Source organism: Pseudoalteromonas sp. APC 3495 (assembly GCF_030407645.1).
In the GTDB taxonomy this organism is placed as follows: domain Bacteria; phylum Pseudomonadota; class Gammaproteobacteria; order Enterobacterales; family Alteromonadaceae; genus Pseudoalteromonas; species Pseudoalteromonas tetraodonis.
Window position 1 is genome coordinate 146,483 of sequence record NZ_JASDDA010000002.1, and the last position, 19,918, is coordinate 166,400.

The following is a 19,918-nucleotide window of genomic DNA, read 5'->3' on the forward strand; positions in this document are numbered from 1 at the left end:
CACCTTGAGTGTGGGATTTATTGAAAATCCCACGAAATATTAGAGACTAAACCACACGGTTCACACCTAAAATCAAACAAGCCAAACCAAGGCTCGGGTAATTTCCATTCACCATGGCAACTCGGGCATTTACGCTCAAGTTCAGAGGCTTTATCAACCCCCCCTACACGGTATAAATAATAGTAAACAGGCTTTTTAGTTAAAAAACTAATCCGTTTAGTTATATCTTTACCACGGCGGTATAAATCACTTTGGGTGCTGGCTATTTCTTCAAGCGCTGGAAATTCACAGCGTGTTGCACCATTAATTTGAATTTGATCGCACGCTTGCCAATCTTCTTGCCATTTAATTAGTGTTTTATAGTCACCATTAGCAATCGCAGGAATATTAAATAGCGGCACGGGTAAAAAGTCATCGCCACAATACAGTGGGCTACATGTATGCACATAGGTAGTGTATAAAATATAGCTTGATGGCTCTTTACAGCCATCGGCACCATTGGAGTGAATATCTTGGCCGATGACCTTTACTTTGGGAGCAAGCAAACCAGCGCCATGAAGCTTTTCAACACTGTGTTTAACAAACGCACTGTTATTAAGTGGGTGCATGGCGTCTTCGGTCGGGCACATTACACGAGTAATAAAATAGCCATCTTTTAAAACCGTTGGAAATTCCTCTCCAATGATTTGGCCATTAAAGCGTAATGCATTCACTAAGCGGTTTATTGCCTGCTCGGCTTGCTCTAGGGTTGTGTCTTGGTAGCAATCAAATGTTAAATCAACAACAAACATCTATAGTCTCAAATTATTTTTGCTCTAGCAAAGCAAGTAATCGATCAAGTTTTTGCTCAATTCTATCTAACTGAGTGTTTTTAGGATCTGAGTTACTTGCTTGCTCGGGTGTTTTCATTAAATTATAAATTGAATCGGGATTATTTTTATATTGACTCACTGCCGCAATAATAACCGGCATAGGAAGTGGTTTTACTAAACGGCTTTTAGTTAGTGCAACAGTGGGGACTTTGCCTTCATCAAGAAGGACTTTAATAGCTTCAAATACAGCAGCATTCATTCGATTTATAACTCTTTAATAAAGTAAACTCGCAACATGGAAGTTGCGAGCAGGTATGGTAACAATAAAGTGGCTCAGACACATTAAAATGTGCGATTTAATTATTTTGACGAAGGCGAGAGTCGAGTTCGTCAATTACCTCACTCCAATCGCCATCAACCGCCAGCGATTCAGCAATAAAGTGTTGTTGGGCTTCATCCCAAAAGGGAGCATCTTGCAATAATGTGGTATCCGAAATGGCATGCGATGCAATAAATGCATCTATTTCTGCTTCTGTATTAGGTAACCCTAATTGTGCGAACAATGTATTTATGTCGTGCTTAGTCGTATCCATAATCGTGCTCCTTAATGAATTAATACTTAATACTTATTAACTCTAGGGGGGAATGATATATCTAGCCAGTTTAACCCTTACTGAATTTACGCTTTATTTACTCAGTAGTAAGTCGCTAAAGCATGATCTGACTCAATGCAGTGGGTGAGCGTACTAACTAAAATGTAAATTCGCTTATTTGTCCCACTTAGGTATATAGTTATATGAGCATTTGGTCATCGTTGTAGTTCAAAATTAATCCCAAACAAGTTACGCGGCGTAATGACAAAGGGTATAAAATAATAAAGGAAATAAAATGACAGCCACAGCAGAATCCACAGACACGTTTAGCGTGCAACATATTGCACCAGAAGATATCAGTACCGCTGCAAGCCTTATATATCAGGCCTACCAAAATGACCCTATTTTACAAACTCTGCTAGGGTATAACGAAAAAAGCCCTCTGGACTATGAAAAAAAACTCCGTGCGCTTATTCGCGAAGAGCTCAGTAGCTTTTGGCAAGAAAAACAGCCTTTAATTGGCCTTTACCGTAACGATAAGTTAAAAGCAGTTGCTTGTGTATTTGAGTCAAGTAGCCAACTTCAAGCAGAGCGTTATTGGCATTGGCGATTAAAGTTGATGTTAAGTGCCGGTTATTTGCAAACGAATCAATTAATTGAAAAAGAAAAAACTATTCGTGATGCACTAAAGCCACAAGGCAATTACTACTTTTTAGCGTTTATAGCCGTTGACCCACATTTTCATGGTCAAGGGTTTGGCCGCCAATTACTTAAAGGCTTAGATGGTTTATTACATGACAATCCTGAGTCCTCTGGTATAGCGGTATTTGTGACTCGTGACGAACATACGCAATTTTTTAAATCACAAGGCTTTGAGCACTTTAAGCAGCTCACATTTAACCGAGTTAAAGGTGAATTACTTTTTAAAGCTGCTCTATCTGTACAAGGCTAGGTGTTTAGAATTGTGATTATGTAAGCCAATGTTCCAAATAGGGCGCACTTACGTGAGATATATCTTACATTAACGTGCGCCTTGTCAGTTTAACTCCGTATTTTATCTTCTTAAAAACATCAAGCCATTGTTATTTATAGTTATTTTTATTTTTCAATTTTATGACCGTAATTTTTTTTGTTTTCCTCACTATCATACGAAGCCGTTTGCTTTAAACTTTACTTTGTCAAGACGACATAGCCCAATGATTGAGCTACTGCCACGGATAAGGAATCAGGCAACTAAGTAGTTACTAGCAGGAAGCACAAAGGACAAGTTAACACGGATGCAGGGATTAAACAGGAAGTACACGGAGTACTAAAATAGCTGGGAGCTATTTAAAGGACACCAAGGATGATGCGATAGGAAATTGCAGGAGCGTTAGTTTACGCAGGATAGCCAAGGCGGCAAGTGGATATTGCAGGATGCAATGGAGAGTAAACACGGTAGTTTGCTCGTTCAGAGGATGATAAACAGGGAATAGGTAAAGGATACCTTACAGGATGTTTGCAATTGGGGCGTAACTGAGGTTACGCCTTAGTTTTTTGTGCTAAGAAATTATATTCTATGTGGTGGCACAACCACACTTTTTAGTTTTTCATCTTCCATGATTAATACCCCTTGGTAGGCGTTTTCACCGTCACTTGAAAACTCAAAAATAAATTCGCTTTTCATGCCCGGTTTACCACTTTTTAAAATGCCAAATCGACGCTTGTTACAAGCTACACTCATAAGTTGCACTTGCAATTGCTCGCTTTGGCGTTTGGCATGAACGTTCGCTGCTTCGGCTATTTTACGATTTAGCCAAAAAAAATAAATTACAGCACCAATAAGTATGAACGTCCATAAACTAGCCATTTAAGAGAATAACCTTCCAATTGCGCGAGCTAATGTCTCGCTTCTGTTTTCTTCACGTAATAAAGCTAATAAGTGAGGGCGAATAGTCGCAATTGCAACTAAATCTGCAAAAACGCTAGGAAATAATTCAGCTATTTTCTCATGATGCGCACAGTTATCCATAAACACATGTAAACGCTGTGGCTGTTCTAACTGTTTGAAGCAGCGACCAGCAATGGTCAACAAAATATCAGAATCCTGCCCTAAAGGTGAGTTAAGCGCGCAGTCAACAAGTTGTGCGCTAAGCCCTGCTGCTTGCCCTGATGATATTGCACGCAGCGCGGCAGAGGCCGCAACAACATCATTATTACTAAGGGCGGTTTGCCCATAACTTAACAATAACTCACTTAACGAGGGCGGTATTTCGATGTGTTCAAGCATTGCACTTAATGGCTGTAATACTTCAACTGGTAATTTAGGCCACGCTGCTTGTAAGTGCTTTAAGTTATCAGCACTATGAAGACGATAAGCAAAATCGGCAATGCCTTGTAACGCGACATTTTGCCAATTATCAAAGCCAATTTGGCCACTAAAGTAGAGTTGGGCGTGCTCGTAGTATTGCGACGCTGGTTGCTTTAGCAACACTTTAACTTGTGCATTAAACGCCGCTAATTTATTCGCGTTCGGAGTAAATACATAAGGGTTGTTATCGAGTGTGCCATCGGCTTGCTCGCCGGTAATTTCTGTTCCTAGTGCCTGAATAACCATATCTGCAAAGTGATCACGGCTCGCGCTTACTAACTTACTTTGCTCATCAAGTGGGAATTTTAAGAACCACACATAGGGTTCTTTACTGGCTTTGCTATCCCAAAACTGAATCGCTAACCATGCATGACCTGCTAATGGGTAAGGGTAAGGAATTTGCGCTTGTTCAACGGCTAAAAATTGTTGTTTATCAAGCTTGGTAATGTGCCTGCCAATATCAAAAGCACGCCATTGAGTGCCTGCACCATCTAAAAGCTGGCCTAACGTAGCTATATGTTCACTCATGGATTTCCAACTGTTTTTACTACAAAATTACCTTAATTATACGCCATAGCGACTGTTGTGGGAACAGGGTATAATTGCATAATACACAGACCAAAGGGTGATTATGTACCAGCAAACCCACATATATTTACAGCAATTAGCGGCGCTACTTAAAAAGCATCAACTGTGGCAGGTTGAGCCACTGAATCCCGATTTATTAGATTCTAGCGTACCGTTTTGTCACGATACACTGGCATTTGAACAATGGTTGCAGTTTGTATTTATTGAAAAGTTACAGCGGCTAATTGACAACAAGCAGCCGTTACCGCGCAATTTTGCAGTCGCCCCGATGGCGCAAATGACACTCACTGATAAATCAGGCAGCGAAGACATTATCGCTTTACTGACCCAATTAGATTCATATTTAGGAGAGCCTAATGAGTGAGCGCCCAGAGCCTATTGAATACGGCGAACTGTCGATTCTTTATCAAGATGAAAATTATGTAGCAATAGATAAACCCTCTGGGCTACTTGTTCATCGCTCATTTTTAGATAAACATGAAACTCAATTTGCAATGCAAATGCTGCGCGATCAAATAGGGCAACATGTGTTTCCTGTTCACCGTCTTGATAGGCCTACTTCGGGTGTATTACTGTTTGCATTAAGCTCAGAGGCGGCGCGTGATATGAATCAATTATTTATTGAGGGCACAATAACAAAACGTTATTTAGCGTTGGTACGCGGGTTTGCGCCTGAATCTGTTTTTTTAGATAAACCGTTAAAAGAAGAACTCGACAAAATAGCCGATAAGTTTGCTGATCAAGACAAAGCCGCGCAAGAAGCACAAACACAATTTAATTGTTTGCATCAAGCTGCGCTGCCTATCCCAATAGGAAAATACCCAACGGTTCGTTATTCTTTGGTAGAGTGTTTTCCTAAAACGGGTCGCAAACATCAAATACGCCGGCATTTAAAGCACTTGTCTTTACCTATTATTGGTGATGTAAATCATGGCGATAACCAGCATAATCAGTTTTTTAGGGAGCATTTTTCGCTTCGCCGTCTAATGTTGTTTGCATCAGAGCTTAGCTTTGTGCACCCTTATAATAATGAACCCATAACAATTAAAGCGCCGCTGGGTGATGCAATGTTAAACATTTGCAAACAGCTGGGGTGGCCAGAACAAGAAGAGGATTATTAAATGGCACATATTAGTATTTTTGTTGGCAGCGTGTATGGCGGTGCAGAGCGATTAAGTGAGCAAGTTAGCGACACGCTAGAGCAAGCTGGTCATCAGGTTAGTGTCTTCGAGCAGCCTACTTTAGATGATATAAAAAATGCTTCGCATATTTTAATTGTTACCTCGACCACTGGGCAAGGCGATATTCCTGATAATTTAGCGGATCTTTATCATCAATTAAATAGTACTTTTCCAATGCTAACAGACAAGCCTTTTGGTATTGTTGCCATGGGTGATAGAAGTTACGGTGATACGTTTTGTGGGGCAGGGCGCAGCTTTGATGAGCTACTACGTGATTTACAAGCTAAACCTGTTGGTAACCGACTAGAAATCGATGCCTGTGAAGACTTTGAGCCATGGCCGGTAACTGAGCCTTGGTTGCAAGCTTGGCTTGGTAAATTATCCGCATAAATGCGCAGACTCTAAATGAAAAAACATAAACTGAGTTTGGTTGTGCTTGCCGGTGGCTTAGGTAGTCGCTTTGGTGGCAATAAACAAATAGCAGAAATACCTGGGCTAAATTGCACTATTATGGAGTTAAGCATTACTGATGCGTATCGCGCCGGTGTGACACAGGTTGTACTGATCATCAATCAAGCCGTTCGCAGTGAGATAGAACACACTATTTTACCTCGCTTACCTAAAGCCCTTGACGTGGTATTAGTAGAGCAACATAACGCGCTTGTTCCTGATGCATACAAAGCACTATCACAGCAACGTATAAAACCATGGGGCACAGGGCATGCGTTACTGTGTGCCAAAGCATATATTAACAACCCTGCAATTGTTATTACTGCAGATGACTATTATGGTGCGTCTTCATTTTTATTGCTTAGTGAGCATTTTAAAAATAGCCCCGAATGGGCAATGGTGGGGTACCCGATTATCAACACCCTCTCTGAGCGCGGTGGGGTTAATCGCGGGGTATGTAGCATTGCTGATGGAAAGCTTGTTGCAGTGACGGAATATTTAAATATTCAAAAAGAATCTGCACATATTGTTGGAAATAATCCGCAGGGTTTACGTGAGAAAATTAGCCCAAACTCCCTAGGCTCGATGAGTTTTTGGGGGATCACCCCTTGCTTTTTTGACTATTTGCAACAAGGCTTTGAAACGTTTTTACAGCAATATAACGTGAATACTCAGCAAGAGTACTACTTACCCGATCAAATCCAGAAAGCTATTAATGTAAAAGCACAGCCTGTATTTGTATACACCGCAAAAGAGCCTTGGTTTGGTGTTACCTATAAATCAGAACTGACAAGCATTGCGGCTACTTTGTGCGCATTACGTCAAGTATAAAGATGGTAGTACCAATTTTATTATAAATATGATCAATCTAGCATGTTAAATAACCCGCTACCTGCGTTAAAAATTATTATCGCCTTGGGCGAAAAGAGTGAAGTAGAAAATGAATTCAATTCCTATAGAAGTTTACTTATCTGAGAATTTTGGCCTTGACGATAAGCATGCGAGTATAAAACCCATTGGTAGTGGGCATATCAATACTACCATGTTATTGAGCACACCTAAGCGGTCATTGGTTGTACAAAAGCTCAATACGGTGGTATTCCCAAAACCACAGTTACTTGTTGATAATGCAAGATTAATAGAACGACACTTAAGCAAAAAGCAGCAAGTCGGTGAGTTCAACTTAGCAATTGTGCGGCATGTAGCAACAACTCAGCATGACTATTTAGTAAATAATAATAACGATACTTGGCGAGCCCTTGAGTTTATTGGTGGCAGTTACAGCGAAGATGTGGTTAATACTGTTAGCCAAGCGCAAACCGCGGCTAATGCATTTGGCCAATTTGCTGCGGCATTAGAGGATTTTGACGCTAACAAATTACATGCAGTTATCCCTAACTTTCATAATTTAGCCATGCGTGCAGAGGTTTTTAAGCAAGTTATTAACGCCGATCCTCATAAACGTGTAGCTCATTGTCAGGAGGAGGTTGATTTTTGCTTGTCGCAGTTCTCACTCATTGATGAGCTCAATGCATTAGCTGGAAAAGTCCCTATTCGCGTGTGTCATAACGATACTAAAATAAACAACATGCTATTTTGTTCAGATTCAAATGATGCAAAAGCGGTGATTGATTTAGACACCTGTATGCCAGGTTATTGGCTTAATGACTTTGGCGATATGGTCAGAACATTCTGCTCTGCAGAACAAGAAGATTCAACAGCGCTTGAAAAAGTAGGTGTTCGTGAAGACATTTTTGCAGCAATTGTTAAAGGTTATGTTGAACCATTAAAGTCAGTATTAACGGCCGCGGAAAAACAAAGCTTTTGGTTAGGTGCTAAAGTAATGCCTTTTATGATTGGCTTACGCTTTTTAACCGACTATATAGACGGCGATAATTACTTTAGTGTTAAATATGAGAGACACAATTTAGATCGCGCAAAAAATCAATTTGCGTTGTACAGGGATATAGTAAGTAAGCAGCAGGTATTAAAGGCGATGCTAACTAAGATATAAGCCCAATTGGTTATATTGCTCAAAGTGTTAAAGCTAAGCTTTGAGCAATATAAAGCGAGGTTAAACGCTGAAAATACGTTAAACTTCCAACCCCTCAATCGTTATTAAGCATCGGCTAGTTTTACGCGGATTTTGCTTTTATCAACGGTCGTTTGATTAAGGGCTTTAATAGCGCCTTTAACTTCAATGTCGTTTGGCATTTCTACAAAAGCAAAACCTTTTGATTGGCCAGTTTCTTTATCGAGTACTAAGTTACAGGTGGTCACTTTACCGTGCGCTGTAAATAAAGTACGAAGCTCATGCTCAGTGGTAGCACGAGATAAGTTGCGAACTAATAGTTTCATAATGAACCTAATTAAGGGTATCAGCGGTAATTATCTCAAGTAACCCCGCTTTAGCCTAACTTTATTTTACATTTGCTGAAAATAACGACCATAAACAAAAAAAGCTGCTCGTTGGCAGCTTTTTGTTTATCAGCAGGCTTATTTACCAGCCGGTTGTTCAGCAAGGCTTATTTTACTGTGAACTACAATGCTCTGTTGTACTATACTCTTTCAAATATCTATTTTTTATAAAGCTATAGACTACTCGATTGGTAATTAGCTTTACACCGCAATTAGATTACATATTTATTTTGTACTGAATTTTTTGTTAATTAGATATGTAATAATTTATAAATGCTAATTATCAAGGTATAAGAGATTGGAAAATACATTATTTAGGTACTATAGCCCTTCGAGTGAACACTACTTGTCTACGTTCACAAAGAAAGAGTTATATTTTTCTCACCCTTCAGATTTTAATGATCCTTTTGATTGCCAAATCGAATATGAAAGAGCACTAGAAGATGCGTTAACTGAAAATGAGCTTAATGACCATTACTCTTTGGAATCATTAAAAAATAAGCTTGACGATGCTTTGAAGAAAATTGGCGTTTGTTGTTTTTGCAGAGCAAAAAAGAATCAACTAATGTGGTCTCATTATGCGGCTAGTCATAAAGGGATATGCATTGGATTTAATAAAAGGGAGCTATTGAAAGGATTAGCTGTAGCAGGCATAGAAAATGTTATTTATCAGTCTAAACACCCTTTAGACAATATATCGGGGCAATTAGCCCTAGCGCCACATGATAATCCTCCCTCACTAAAAACACTATTAAATATATTTATATATCCATTATTGAAAACGAAATATTCATACTGGAAATATGAGCGTGAGACCAGATTAATAGCGCATAACTTTGGCGTTCAACCTATCACTAATAAAGCTGTTCAATCGGTTACATTTGGTTTGAAAACATCTGAAGAAGATAAATTACAGATACTAAGTGAGCTGATGAAAGTTCAATGGGAACACGTGATGGTTTTTCAAGCTAGGAAGGCCGAAGGTCGATTTGCTATTGAGTTTGATAGGTTATCTAAAAATGGTGAGTTGATATGCCAATAAGAAAAATCCCCAAAAACTATAGAAACGTTACAGGTATTGCCGCCCACTCTAAATCACAAGGGCAAGCTATGTTCGAGTCTACTTTGGAGCGTGATTTTTTAATGCTCTTAGAGTTTGATAAAAATGTAGATGGTTTTGAAGTTCAGCCTATTAAACTAAAGTGGTTAAATGAGCAGGGTAAAAACCGTTCATATACGCCTGATGCGTTGGTTTTTTATAAGAAACAAGCTCAATGTCCTACATTATTTGAAGTGAAATATCGAAGTGACATTAAAGAAAATTGGAAAATATTAAAACCTAAATTTAAAGCCGCTATATGTTTTTGCCGTGAAAATGGTTGGAAGTTTAAATTAATAACTGAGGTAGAAATAAAAACTACTTACTTGGAGTCAGTGAAGTTTTTATTGCCATTTATTAGGCGTGGTGCAGAAAATGAAGACGATATGATGATTCTTGATGACAAGCTGTCACAACTTAAAGTAACAACACCTAAAAATCTAATATCATCTATTTACAGTGACGAAATAAACCAAGCTTCACTTTTGCCAACTCTATGGTATTTAATTGGAAGCAGGCAAATTCAAATAGACTTAGCATCCAAGATAACGATGTCTAGTAAGATTTGGAAGGGGTAACTTAAAGATGGACTCATCAACATTAATTAAAATTGAACTAGGTCAAAAAGTTTCATATGAGGGGCATAACTACAGAATTGCAGAGCTTATTGATTTGTCTCAGGTAATTATTGTGAATGAAACTACAGGTGTCTCATTTACTGTTCCTATCGCTAAATTAGATAATAAAAAACCGTTTACGCCAACGCAAGTTGAGGATCTCTTAAATATTACTGGTGAGTCTTGGAGTATTGCTAAGTCACGGCTAAAAATAATTAAACCGTTACTGGATTTACCTAGACGAAGTCGCTCAGATGTACAGCATGTCGCAGCTGATAATAATCTTCATACGAATACATTATATGGTTGGTTAAAGCATTATGAAACGTCAGGTCTATTATCGTCACTCTTGCCTAAAGTTAGGCGAGATCGCGGTTCTACTAAGTTTGATGATGAAATAGAAGAAGTTATTCAAAAAGCAATCGCTACTGAATATTTAACTAAACAAAGAAAATCTCAGCGAATGGTAATTGACGAGGTTAAAAAGCTATGTCGTCAACAAGGTTTAACACCACCTCATGACAATACTATTCGAAATAGAATAAAAGCATTACCTCTTGAGTTAGTTGCTTCGCGAAGACAAGGGCGGAAAGTTTCAGATAATACATTTCGTCCAATTAAAGGTAAGTTTCCTGGCGCAGACTGGCCGCTATCGGTCGTGCAAATTGACCACACAAAATTAGATATTATTTTAGTTGATGATCATTATCGAAAAGCAATAGGTAGGCCATGGATAACACTTGCTTTTGATGTATATAGTCGAATGATTACTGGATTTTATGTTTCTTTTGATCCTCCAAGTGCAATGACCACTGGGCTATGTTTAATTCACTCAATTCTGCCTAAAGAGCAGTGGCTAGCTAAGTACGATTTAAATGGGGAGTGGCCTCTTTGGGGCCTGCCTGCAAAAATACATGTTGATAACGCTAAAGAGTTTCGCGGTAACATGCTTCAAAAAGCATGTGAGCAATATAATATTGATATTGAATGGAGGCCTGTTGCAAGGCCAAATTTTGGAGCGCATGTTGAACGTGTACTCGGAACTTTTTCAAAAGAAATTCATGCTTTACCAGGCTCTACTTTTTCTAATACGGCAGAGAAAGGAGACTATGACTCAGAATCCAAAGCATCAATGACACTAACAGAGTTCGAGCATTGGCTAGCAAATTATGTTGTTAACGTTTATCACCAAAAAATACACTCTATGATAGGCATGACACCTATCGCCCAGTATAAGCAAGGTATTTTAGGTGACGAACATAACCCTGGATGTGGTTTGCCTGCAAGAATTAAAGATGAAGATCGCTTAAAGTTTGATTTTATGCCGTATGAACTTCGTTCAGTACTCGACTATGGTGTTGTTATCGATAAAGTTCATTATTACCATGATGTTTTACGTCCTTGGATCAATGCGCCTGATGAAAATGAACCTAAAAGAAAGCGTAAGTTCATTTTTAGACGAGATCCTAGAGATATTAGTCAAATTTGGTTTTATGACCCCGAGTTACACTCTCACTTTGCTATACCATATAGAGACACTTCGCACCCAGCAATAAGCATATGGGAACTTCGAGAGGCCGTTTCTAGAGCTGAGGCTCAAGGCCGAGAAACGCTCAATGAACATGCCATTTTTGAAGCTTATGAAAAAATGAGAGAAATTGAACTCGAAGCCGTTCATAAAACCAAAGCCGCGCGGCGCTCAGTACAGCGAAGAAAAATACATGCACAAACTGAAAACCCAACACCCAAGAATGATCGAATATCAGATGTGGATTTTGATGATATTACTGAAATAGAAATAGAGCCGTTCGATGAAATGGATGACTGGTCATGAGCTATAAGCATTTAAGTGAGCAAGCCATTGGGCAATTAACGCTTGATGATGAACTACGAATTGAAAAAATTCGTTCGGATCGTTGGATTGGCTATCCTAAAGCAAAGTCTGTACTGACAAAGTTGGATGACCTAATGTCGTACCCACGAATTGAGCGAATGCCCAATATGCTGATTGTTGGTGATACCAACAATGGTAAAACGATGCTTACCAAACGATTTTTGAAACAATACCCAGCTAAAGATAACCCCAATGGTGATGGAGTGCTTGCACCCGTATTATTAGTGCAAGCGCCTCCTGTTCCCGATGAGGGGCGTTTTTATAATGCAATACTGGAGTTACTATTTGCGCCATATAGGCCAAGTGAACGAGTTGATAAAAAGCAATTTCAAGTGATCAAATTATTGCGCTACATTGGTACAAAAATGTTGGTCATAGATGAAATTCATCATATTTTGGCGGGTAATTTAAATCGACAACGTGCATTCTTGAATGTACTTAAATACCTTGGTAATGAGCTACAAATATCAATCGTTGGGGTTGGGACTAAAGACGCGTTTAGAGCGCTGCAGTCAGACCCTCAATTAGCTAACCGTTTTGAGCCAGTATTGTTACCTCGATGGGAGTTTAATCAGGATTTTTTAAGGTTACTAGTGAGTTTTGAACGTATGTTGCCATTAAGAAAGCCCTCAAATTTACATGCTAAAAGCTTAGCTATGCAACTATTCTCAATGTGTGAGGGCTATATTGGAGAGCTTTCACGATTACTTAATGATGCAGCCGTTTATGCGGTTAAAAATAATATAGAAGCAATCACACCAATAGTATTAGATAAAATAAATTGGGTAACACCCTCACAAAGAAAGCGTCAGTTAGACAAGGCAATTTAAATGTTGTCTGGAAAATTATGGCCAGCTCATCCGCACCCATTACCAGGGGAGTGTTTATCTTCATGGATGGTGCGAACTGCACATCACAATGGCCTTAAAGTACAAAGCTTTGGTCATTTTGCTTTTGATAAGCGTTATGAACTTTGGAATAGGGATATAGATAGGCTAGCGCCTGAAAGCTTGTTAGAGCAGATGTCAGTAAAAACGGGGATACCACTTAAGGAAACAAAGAAAACAACGCTAAGTCTATTTGAAGGGCGTTTATTTGAATCTACAAGCCTGTCAGGTCAGCTACGCTGGATAACACCGCTTAAATTATACCATCGTAAGCATACAGGTTATGGCATGCAGTATTGTCCCTTATGCTTAGCTGAAAGTACAGACGCTTATTATCGAATTGCTTGGCGAGTGGCTTTTTATACTTTTTGCCCAAAACACTTAATACTCATGGAAGATAGATGTAGACATTGTGGAATGGCAGTTGCCTTTCACCGAATAGAGCTTGGCAAATATCACCAGTTAGATGCTCCAGATCTAGCTGTGTGTTGGAAATGCGGGCTAAGCTTAACTGATTTCACTCCTACTCCTGTTAATATTTGGCACCAGAACGTACATCGAAGGTGGAAATGGAAGTTAGCGGTATTAGACCGTGGTTTTGTTAATTCAGGTCAAATAAAGACCCAAAGGCTTAATTTACTGCATCAGCTTTGTAGAATTATTGCCTCATACTCATTGGCTCCCGATTTGCAGCATTACTTATGTGAAAAAACAGATATGCCGTTTCAGTATATAAGTGATGTAAAAGTAGCATTTGAGCAACGCTCTTTATCTGAGCGGCATTATATTTTAGAGCTCGCATGGTGGTTAATCGAAAAATATCCTAGGAAGATTAATGAAGCCATAAAGCACAAAAAACTGCGCCACCATCACCTCTATAAAGATTTTATTGGACTTAGATTATTAAGGAGGCTGTAAATCCATTTATAAGTAACTGTTTATTCAATATGAGCCATCGAAGCTAATCATCCCGAAAGGTCTATTTTTTAGTTCAAAAGAGTTTATTTTGTTGATTTAAACTCCTATCTATGATACATATATTAATGTGTTGGTAGAATTAATTTATGTATATAATATGACTTATGTTGAGTTTATTAGAAATTTAGGAAAAGCTGGTATAACAGCAAAAGAATTTGCTATTCTGCTGAAAAAAAACCCTAACTCTATAACTAATAATGCGAGTAGAGGTAAAGTGCCAAATGAGTTGGGCATTATTGCTGTTCTAATTGGTGAAATGGCAGATAATAAGCTCGAATATAAAGAGCTTATTAAAGCTATGAAATTAAGCTCCCAGAAAGTTAGAGGTGGAGCCGAAATTGGTAAATTTGGGGGAAATCCCCAGCAATCATTATTAAAAAAATTAAAATAACTAGAGGGAACTTAAATGAGTCTTGAACCTGAATTAAAACTTAGTTACAGCCATAATATAATTGAGCATCTTGGCTTAAAACTGTACCAGAATAGACCAACTAATGTTTTAGCTGAATTATTATCAAATTCATGGGATGCGGATGCAGAAAATGTTTGGGTTGATATTAATCAAGAGCACTTAGCTGTTTTTGACGATGGTTCCGGTATGAGTCGAAAGACTCTTGTTGAAAATTATTTGGTCATTGGTAAGCAAAAGCGAACTACAGGAAATTTAGATGAAAAAACAGGTAAAAATAGGAGTTTAATGGGGCGTAAAGGCATTGGAAAACTTGCACCATTTGGTATTGCGAAAAAGTTATCACTTTTAACTGTTTGTAAAGAAAACTCAAAATGTTATTGGATGGAAATAAATTTATCTGGATTACTAAGTCAATCAGGGGCGAAAAATATAGAAAATTCATCGTATAAACCTGATGTTATATGTGATGGAGTTTCAATTGATAAAGTTCCTAAAAATAAAGATCCTCATGGTTATGTTAGTAAGTTTTTAGGTAAAATAAAGACTGGCGGTACTCTAATAATAATGGATGATCTTTCATTAAAGCGTAAAATATCTAAAAAGTCGCTTATGGAATCAATTGGCCAGCGCTTTACTGTAACATTACTAAGGGACGATTTCTCAGTTTATGTCGATGACGATAAAGTTACAGAAAGTTTGGCATTACCTACCTTTGCTTACAGATTCCCTGAAAAGGGTTACCAAAGTGAAACAATATCATTTAATGGAGAAGATAGGGTAGTTAGGTATTGGGTTGGTTTCGTAAAACAAGCAGAGTGGTCTCAAGACCAAGCTGGGGTTGGAGTTTATGCGCATGGTAAAATAGCTCAAGATCGTCCTTTTGTTTTCGGAGCAAAAGGTGTTGAAATTTCAACGAGATACATGTACGGCGTTATTGAGGCTGATTGGCTCGATGAGTTGGATGAAGATGTAGTTTCAACAGACCGTACGAGTATTAACTGGAATAATGACGCAACAGAGCCAATGTACGAATGGGGGCAAGAGCTAGTTATTAAGTGGATTCGTGAATTTCGGAAAAAACAAAAAGAAGATAATGAAGTAAACATTCTTAATAAGTTTAAAACATTGCCGGATATTCCACAAGTAACATCCACAGAAAGAACTATACTAAAAGATATGGTATGTAAGATGAGTCCTAAAATATATAAGGATGAGCAACTACAAAACGAAGTTATAGGGCAACTAACTTCTGCATGGACTCACCGTCCGACTAGGAAAATCATTAATTCTCTTTGGGATAAAGTAAATACACTACAAGGTAGTGATAACCACTTTGTTGAGATGCTTAATGATATTAATGAATATTTAGTTCCTGAATCACTGTCTTTATCAGTTACCGTATCTCAGAAAATTTACGCCCTGACAAAGCTAAATGAATTAAGCACGAATGGAACAGAAAATCAATTACAAGCTTTATTAGAGAGGTTTCCTTGGATATTAGGGTCTGATAAAGGGAAAGTTTATGCAAATATTTCAATAAAAGAGATGGCTAAACAGGCAGCTTTAGAAGGTTTACTGCCTGCTCACGGTAATACGGAGAAAGAGTTAAAGGCAATGCAGCCGAATTCAGGTACTCGACCTGACTTTGCTTTTTTTAGCAATGATGACAAATCTACTATTATTATAGTGGAGCTAAAGAGTCCTTTAATTCCACTCACATATGATCATTTGATGCAACTTAAAACTTATTATTATTGGTTAAAAGGAATTCATCCTAATGCAAAAATAACAGGCTATTTGGTTGGTAAAAATACTGGTGGTGCAATTCAGTGTGGCGACCCCGATTTTCATATACTTACGTGGCATGACATCTGTCTTCAATCTAGAAAAGATTATCTAGAGTTGCTTTCTTCAATGCTGAATGGTGTTGGCGAAGATTGTGATGATTCTCGAATACAGGATGTAATTGATTTTGGTGGTGAGCCAACTAGAGAGTTACTAAAACGGATGGCAAGTTCTGATCACCCTCTAGGTGATTTCTTTGATAGACTAGATAATAGATTGGATTCATGATGAACTTTAATTCAATAGATTTATTTGCAGGTGGCGGAGGCCTTTCTGAGGGCTTGAAACAAGCTGGATTTAATGTGATATCAGCTGTTGAAAATAACAATGTTGCCGCAGAAACTTTTCGTCACAACAATAAAGAAGCTGTACTTTTTGATCAGGATATCAGATTTGTTTCTGGAAAAGAGATTTTAAAACAATGTAATTTGAAAAAAGGGGAATTAGAACTACTAGCAGGTTGCCCGCCATGCCAAGGGTTTTCTTCACTTACATTAAAGTATAATAAAGATGATGAAAGAAATTCATTAATTTCTGAGGTATCTAGACTTATTAGTGAACTAGAACCCAAAACTGTGATGGTTGAAAATGTTCCTGGAATTATTGATAAAGGTTCCCCATTTTTATGTGCATTTATCAAAACAATTGAAAGGTTAGGTTATATTGTAAATTATGATGTTCTTCAGGTTGCTGATTATGGTATTCCTCAAGATAGACGTCGATTTGTTTTACTTGCAGGAAAAGGGTTTGAGATAAAAATACCGAAGCCCACACATTCAAAGCTTGGAAAAGACGACTTACCAAAATGGAAAACAGTTCAAGATGCCTTTAAAGGTCTAGATGAACCTATATCTTTAAAGAAAAGCGCTAGTTATGGTGGCCCTAGACAATTTAATTGGCATGTAACAAGAGATACTGCCCCAATCAATATTGAACGTTTGAAATATTTAAAGCCAGGGGGACAAAGATTTGACATTCCAGATCATTTAAGACCTAAATGCCATCAAGGTAAAAATACAGGCTTTGGTAATGTTTATAGCCGCATGTCTTGGGATGAAGCATCACCGACGATTACAGGTGGTTGTACAACTCTAAGTAAAGGTCGCTTTGGTCATCCGGAACAGTTAAGAACTATTTCAGTCAGAGAAGCGGCGAGGCTGCAAACCTTCCCTGATGAATTTGAGTTCGCTACGGACTTAGTTGATCATGCTTGCCAAATTATCGGAAATGCGTTGCCTTGTGAATTTGCTAAGAAAATGAGTGAAGCTTGCTATCAGGCCATAAAAGAAAACAATCAACTAAAAGGTTGATATATCGTAAAAAATTTATTCTGTACCTTGTCGAAAATTCTCCAATAATTCTTAGACATATTATTGGAGAAAGGGCTTCTCTAGCTTTCGATTAACTCTATGCGCTTGCATATTTCTTGTTTGATATCCTCCTTGGAGGCCGGTTGGTAATCTAGTTCTTTACATATATATATGAGTTTATTCACTACGACATTCAAATTTGATTCGTCAAGTTTGATAGTTTTTTCTTGAATATCGAATTCAATATTGCCCCATGTCTCATTTGTATTTAATGGTTTTTCAGGAGTGAAACCATTGATAGTGAATATGTCATGTTCACTCTTTGTGATCCATCCTGCCCCTATTTCCGATAACACCGCCCATCGATCTTTCATTTGTTCACTGGTTACATAAACTACATATATTTTTTGAGTGGAATAACTTTCTACAAAAAAGTCTCTGAGGTAATCGAAAATATCTACTTTAATGGGAAGGCTAGATTGATCATTACTAGAGTTACTGTACAGAATATCCTCAGCAGGAATACCAGCAAAGACTAATAAGTCATAAATTAGGTCTGCTACATGTTTATCTTTTTTAGTTTGACTTATTAATAATTTTTTCTTGTTTCTTTCAACTGTAGTTTTTAGTTTCAAATTTGGCATGGATTGATTAACAGCCTTACTTGCTACTTTTACTATTTCTTCAGGATTACTTAACTTTATGTTTTTAAGATTTCTCTCAAGAGTGCTTGCAATATTTCCTTTAAAAGTATCGATTTGCTCTCTGAGTTGTTCTTCTTTTATTTTCTTTTTCTCGTTATCTTTTTCTTGTTCTCTAGATTTTTTAAGTTTACCGTACTTCAGTCTCAGTCTATTTAAATGGGGTAACAAGTCGTGTTTTATATAATTCATTACTGTCACGAAACGTTTATCATCGTCTTTGTATCCTTGCCTATTACTTAAAGCCATATCTGACAGGGATGTTTCTTCAAATAGATCGACATGTAGTTGCCCAACATAATAAACACTCAATGTTTCGTGACTATCTAATGTTTGTAATATGTTGAATTCACCTAATTTTTTGTTCGACAGTAATGATATGTAATTGTCGGAAAATTCGGCTCTATAATGTTGTGGTCTTGATACATTCCTTCTAGCACCAATCCAACCACGAATTTCTAATTTGTATTCACACTCATCACCTGCTTTATTTTTTAATAAGAGAGGAACACAAAATGAATCACGCTTTTCCTGTAACTGCTTTAAATTTAGCTTATTGTCAGGGTTAGGTATCTTAGAGTCGAAATAATTATGTAAGTGTTCAAAGTCTTCACCTAAAGTTATTAAAGTGCCCAACTCTTTGATAGTTTCGAATTCAGGACTTGAAATAGATTCTATTTCTTTGCCGAGAAGGATGTGAATTTTGAAATTGTCGTCAACTAGCGGAAATATTTTTAGTAAATTTCTTTTAGCAGCTTTAAGTGTTTTGTGTATGTCGTAACTCGGATTACGCATTAGAATGGATGTACCATGCTCTTGAATTTTATAAAATTGTATAGCATCTTCATTTATAGCTACTAGTTTCCTATCTTTACCAACATTTCTGGATAATATAAACCCTGATTTATCGCCGTCTTTGATAGTTTTTACTTCAACATTTTCTGATATTGATAATGCTGCTAATTTCCCGACCCCTTTTCTACCCATTTTTTTGCGTTGCTGATTAGAGCCATCTACAAATGAGTTTTCTTTATCCGTTCGGCTCTCTCTTGCTACATTAAGAAAGTCTTGGACTCCTTCGCGATACGACATTCCATGTCCATCATCTTCAACAATAATATTGCCTTCATCATCCTTTATGATATAAACATTTTTTGCATTGGCGTCATAAGCATTTGCAATTAATTCTGCAAGTATATAGTAGATGTTTGTATATAAATTAGGACCGAGTAATTCAAGAATTCTTGGGTCAATTGAGATTTGATATTCTTTTTTTGTCATAATAATCCTTTATTTATTGTTATCTTGACCTGAAGTGCTTCAGAGGGCTGACAGGCAAGTTTGCATCGAGATAAAATTCATCAAAGTGGCCCCCTAGACGATTAAGGACTCTAAGCACTTCTGTATAGTTAAATCTGCGGTTATTCTATATCATCTAACTTTTTTATCGCTGTATCAATGATTTTCATATGATCAAATGACAGTTTAGGTAGTGACTTAATTGGATACCACATCACTTCAGAAGCGTCATCAGCAGCTTTAATCTCTAAACTGTATCTGTTAAGCGTTGCCAAGAAAGCAAAAGAAATTGTGCGTTCTCTTGGATCTCTCATTACTTCATCAAAGTAACTAAAAAAAGAGAGTGAGTCTATATCTACATTTGTTTCTTCGAAAAGCTCCCTTTGAGCTGCTTCAGATACAGTTTCTGAATCGCCCCGTGTTTGCCAGAGACTCAATAACTTGAGAAACTGGAACTATGAAAAAATCAAATCGCTATACATCA

The 19,918-nt window shown here is 37.7% G+C and carries 22 protein-coding genes; 14 read left to right on the forward strand and 8 right to left on the reverse strand.

The features are described 5' to 3' along the window. Positions 1-17: 17 nt before the first annotated feature. The 3 genes from QL984_RS01470 to QL984_RS01480 all read right to left on the reverse strand — a co-directional run bounded on the left by QL984_RS01470 (position 18) and on the right by QL984_RS01480 (position 1,405). Positions 18-791 (reverse strand): Zn-ribbon-containing protein, encoded by a 774-nt coding sequence (locus QL984_RS01470; RefSeq protein ID WP_064662909.1) that lies wholly within the window; start codon positions 789-791, stop codon positions 18-20. Between the two features lie 13 nt (positions 792-804). Continuing rightward, entirely contained in the window at positions 805-1,071 is a 267-nt protein-coding gene (locus QL984_RS01475) for a hypothetical protein (RefSeq protein WP_024601586.1), read from the reverse strand. A gap of 97 nt (positions 1,072-1,168) precedes the next feature. Next, complete coding sequence (locus tag QL984_RS01480) at positions 1,169-1,405, reverse strand: DUF2789 domain-containing protein (protein WP_013465367.1); 237 nt, start codon at positions 1,403-1,405, stop codon at positions 1,169-1,171. Positions 1,406-1,700: 295 nt separating this feature from the next. Here QL984_RS01480 and QL984_RS01485 point away from each other — a divergent pair, with 295 nt between their 5' ends. Continuing rightward, complete coding sequence (locus QL984_RS01485) at positions 1,701-2,357, forward strand: GNAT family N-acetyltransferase (RefSeq protein ID WP_013465366.1); 657 nt, start codon at positions 1,701-1,703, stop codon at positions 2,355-2,357. 597 nt (positions 2,358-2,954) lie between these two features. Here QL984_RS01485 and QL984_RS01490 read toward each other — a convergent pair. Both QL984_RS01490 and QL984_RS01495 read right to left on the reverse strand, forming a co-directional pair. Further along, complete coding sequence (locus QL984_RS01490; RefSeq protein ID WP_013465365.1) at positions 2,955-3,254, reverse strand: DUF3301 domain-containing protein; 300 nt, start codon at positions 3,252-3,254, stop codon at positions 2,955-2,957. Further along, positions 3,255-4,283 carry a DUF3549 family protein gene (locus QL984_RS01495; RefSeq protein ID WP_013465364.1) on the reverse strand — a complete coding sequence of 343 codons (1,029 nt, stop codon included), beginning with the start codon at positions 4,281-4,283 and terminating at the stop codon, positions 3,255-3,257. 103 nt (positions 4,284-4,386) lie between these two features. On the opposite strand from QL984_RS01495, the gene QL984_RS01500 reads away from it, so the two are divergent. The 5 genes from QL984_RS01500 to QL984_RS01520 all read left to right on the forward strand — a co-directional run bounded on the left by QL984_RS01500 (position 4,387) and on the right by QL984_RS01520 (position 7,988). Next, positions 4,387-4,707 (forward strand): YqcC family protein, encoded by a 321-nt coding sequence (locus QL984_RS01500; protein WP_013465363.1) that lies wholly within the window; start codon positions 4,387-4,389, stop codon positions 4,705-4,707. Then, entirely contained in the window at positions 4,700-5,464 is a 765-nt protein-coding gene (gene truC / locus QL984_RS01505; protein WP_013465362.1) for a tRNA pseudouridine(65) synthase TruC, read from the forward strand. The genes QL984_RS01500 and truC overlap by 8 nt, the downstream gene beginning before the upstream one ends. Then, entirely contained in the window at positions 5,465-5,914 is a 450-nt protein-coding gene (locus tag QL984_RS01510) for a flavodoxin (RefSeq protein WP_128583218.1), read from the forward strand. Positions 5,915-5,929: 15 nt separating this feature from the next. Then, positions 5,930-6,805, forward strand: a complete 876-nt coding sequence (locus QL984_RS01515; protein WP_128583217.1) for an NTP transferase domain-containing protein — start codon at positions 5,930-5,932, stop codon at positions 6,803-6,805. A 109-nt stretch (positions 6,806-6,914) separates the two neighbouring features. After that, entirely contained in the window at positions 6,915-7,988 is a 1,074-nt protein-coding gene (locus QL984_RS01520) for an aminoglycoside phosphotransferase family protein (RefSeq protein ID WP_128583216.1), read from the forward strand. Positions 7,989-8,092: 104 nt separating this feature from the next. Here the strand turns inward: QL984_RS01520 and QL984_RS01525 are convergent, their stop codons facing one another. After that, positions 8,093-8,332 carry a hypothetical protein gene (locus QL984_RS01525; RefSeq protein ID WP_008109433.1) on the reverse strand — a complete coding sequence of 80 codons (240 nt, stop codon included), beginning with the start codon at positions 8,330-8,332 and terminating at the stop codon, positions 8,093-8,095. A 358-nt stretch (positions 8,333-8,690) separates the two neighbouring features. Between QL984_RS01525 and QL984_RS01530 the strand changes: the two genes are divergently transcribed. The 8 genes from QL984_RS01530 to QL984_RS01565 all read left to right on the forward strand — a co-directional run bounded on the left by QL984_RS01530 (position 8,691) and on the right by QL984_RS01565 (position 17,434). Beyond that, complete coding sequence (locus QL984_RS01530) at positions 8,691-9,434, forward strand: DUF2971 domain-containing protein (protein WP_288422512.1); 744 nt, start codon at positions 8,691-8,693, stop codon at positions 9,432-9,434. Continuing rightward, a complete protein-coding gene (locus tag QL984_RS01535) occupies positions 9,425-10,069 on the forward strand; it encodes a heteromeric transposase endonuclease subunit TnsA (RefSeq protein ID WP_290171919.1) in 645 nt (214 codons plus the stop codon). Before QL984_RS01530 ends, QL984_RS01535 begins: the two co-directional genes overlap by 10 nt. Positions 10,070-10,076: 7 nt before the next feature. Continuing rightward, positions 10,077-11,942 carry a Mu transposase C-terminal domain-containing protein gene (locus QL984_RS01540; protein WP_290171920.1) on the forward strand — a complete coding sequence of 622 codons (1,866 nt, stop codon included), beginning with the start codon at positions 10,077-10,079 and terminating at the stop codon, positions 11,940-11,942. Continuing rightward, positions 11,939-12,832: a TniB family NTP-binding protein gene (locus tag QL984_RS01545; RefSeq protein ID WP_290171922.1), complete on the forward strand. Its 894-nt coding sequence runs from the start codon at positions 11,939-11,941 to the stop codon at positions 12,830-12,832. Before QL984_RS01540 ends, QL984_RS01545 begins: the two co-directional genes overlap by 4 nt. Then, positions 12,833-13,807 carry a TniQ family protein gene (locus tag QL984_RS01550; protein WP_290171923.1) on the forward strand — a complete coding sequence of 325 codons (975 nt, stop codon included), beginning with the start codon at positions 12,833-12,835 and terminating at the stop codon, positions 13,805-13,807. A 157-nt stretch (positions 13,808-13,964) separates the two neighbouring features. Further along, positions 13,965-14,258 (forward strand): XRE family transcriptional regulator, encoded by a 294-nt coding sequence (locus QL984_RS01555; protein WP_290171924.1) that lies wholly within the window; start codon positions 13,965-13,967, stop codon positions 14,256-14,258. A 15-nt stretch (positions 14,259-14,273) separates the two neighbouring features. Beyond that, positions 14,274-16,352 carry an ATP-binding protein gene (locus QL984_RS01560; protein WP_290171925.1) on the forward strand — a complete coding sequence of 693 codons (2,079 nt, stop codon included), beginning with the start codon at positions 14,274-14,276 and terminating at the stop codon, positions 16,350-16,352. Then, the gene (locus tag QL984_RS01565; protein ID WP_290171927.1) at positions 16,349-17,434 is read left to right on the forward strand and encodes a DNA cytosine methyltransferase; all 1,086 of its coding nucleotides are present in this window, start codon (positions 16,349-16,351) and stop codon (positions 17,432-17,434) included. Before QL984_RS01560 ends, QL984_RS01565 begins: the two co-directional genes overlap by 4 nt. A gap of 80 nt (positions 17,435-17,514) precedes the next feature. Here the strand turns inward: QL984_RS01565 and QL984_RS01570 are convergent, their stop codons facing one another. Together QL984_RS01570 and QL984_RS01575 are read right to left on the reverse strand one after the other, a co-directional pair. Then, positions 17,515-19,416 (reverse strand): ATP-binding protein, encoded by a 1,902-nt coding sequence (locus QL984_RS01570; protein ID WP_290171928.1) that lies wholly within the window; start codon positions 19,414-19,416, stop codon positions 17,515-17,517. Between the two features lie 140 nt (positions 19,417-19,556). Then, a complete protein-coding gene (locus tag QL984_RS01575) occupies positions 19,557-19,871 on the reverse strand; it encodes an NUDIX domain-containing protein (RefSeq protein ID WP_290171929.1) in 315 nt (104 codons plus the stop codon). Positions 19,872-19,918 lie beyond the last annotated feature (47 nt).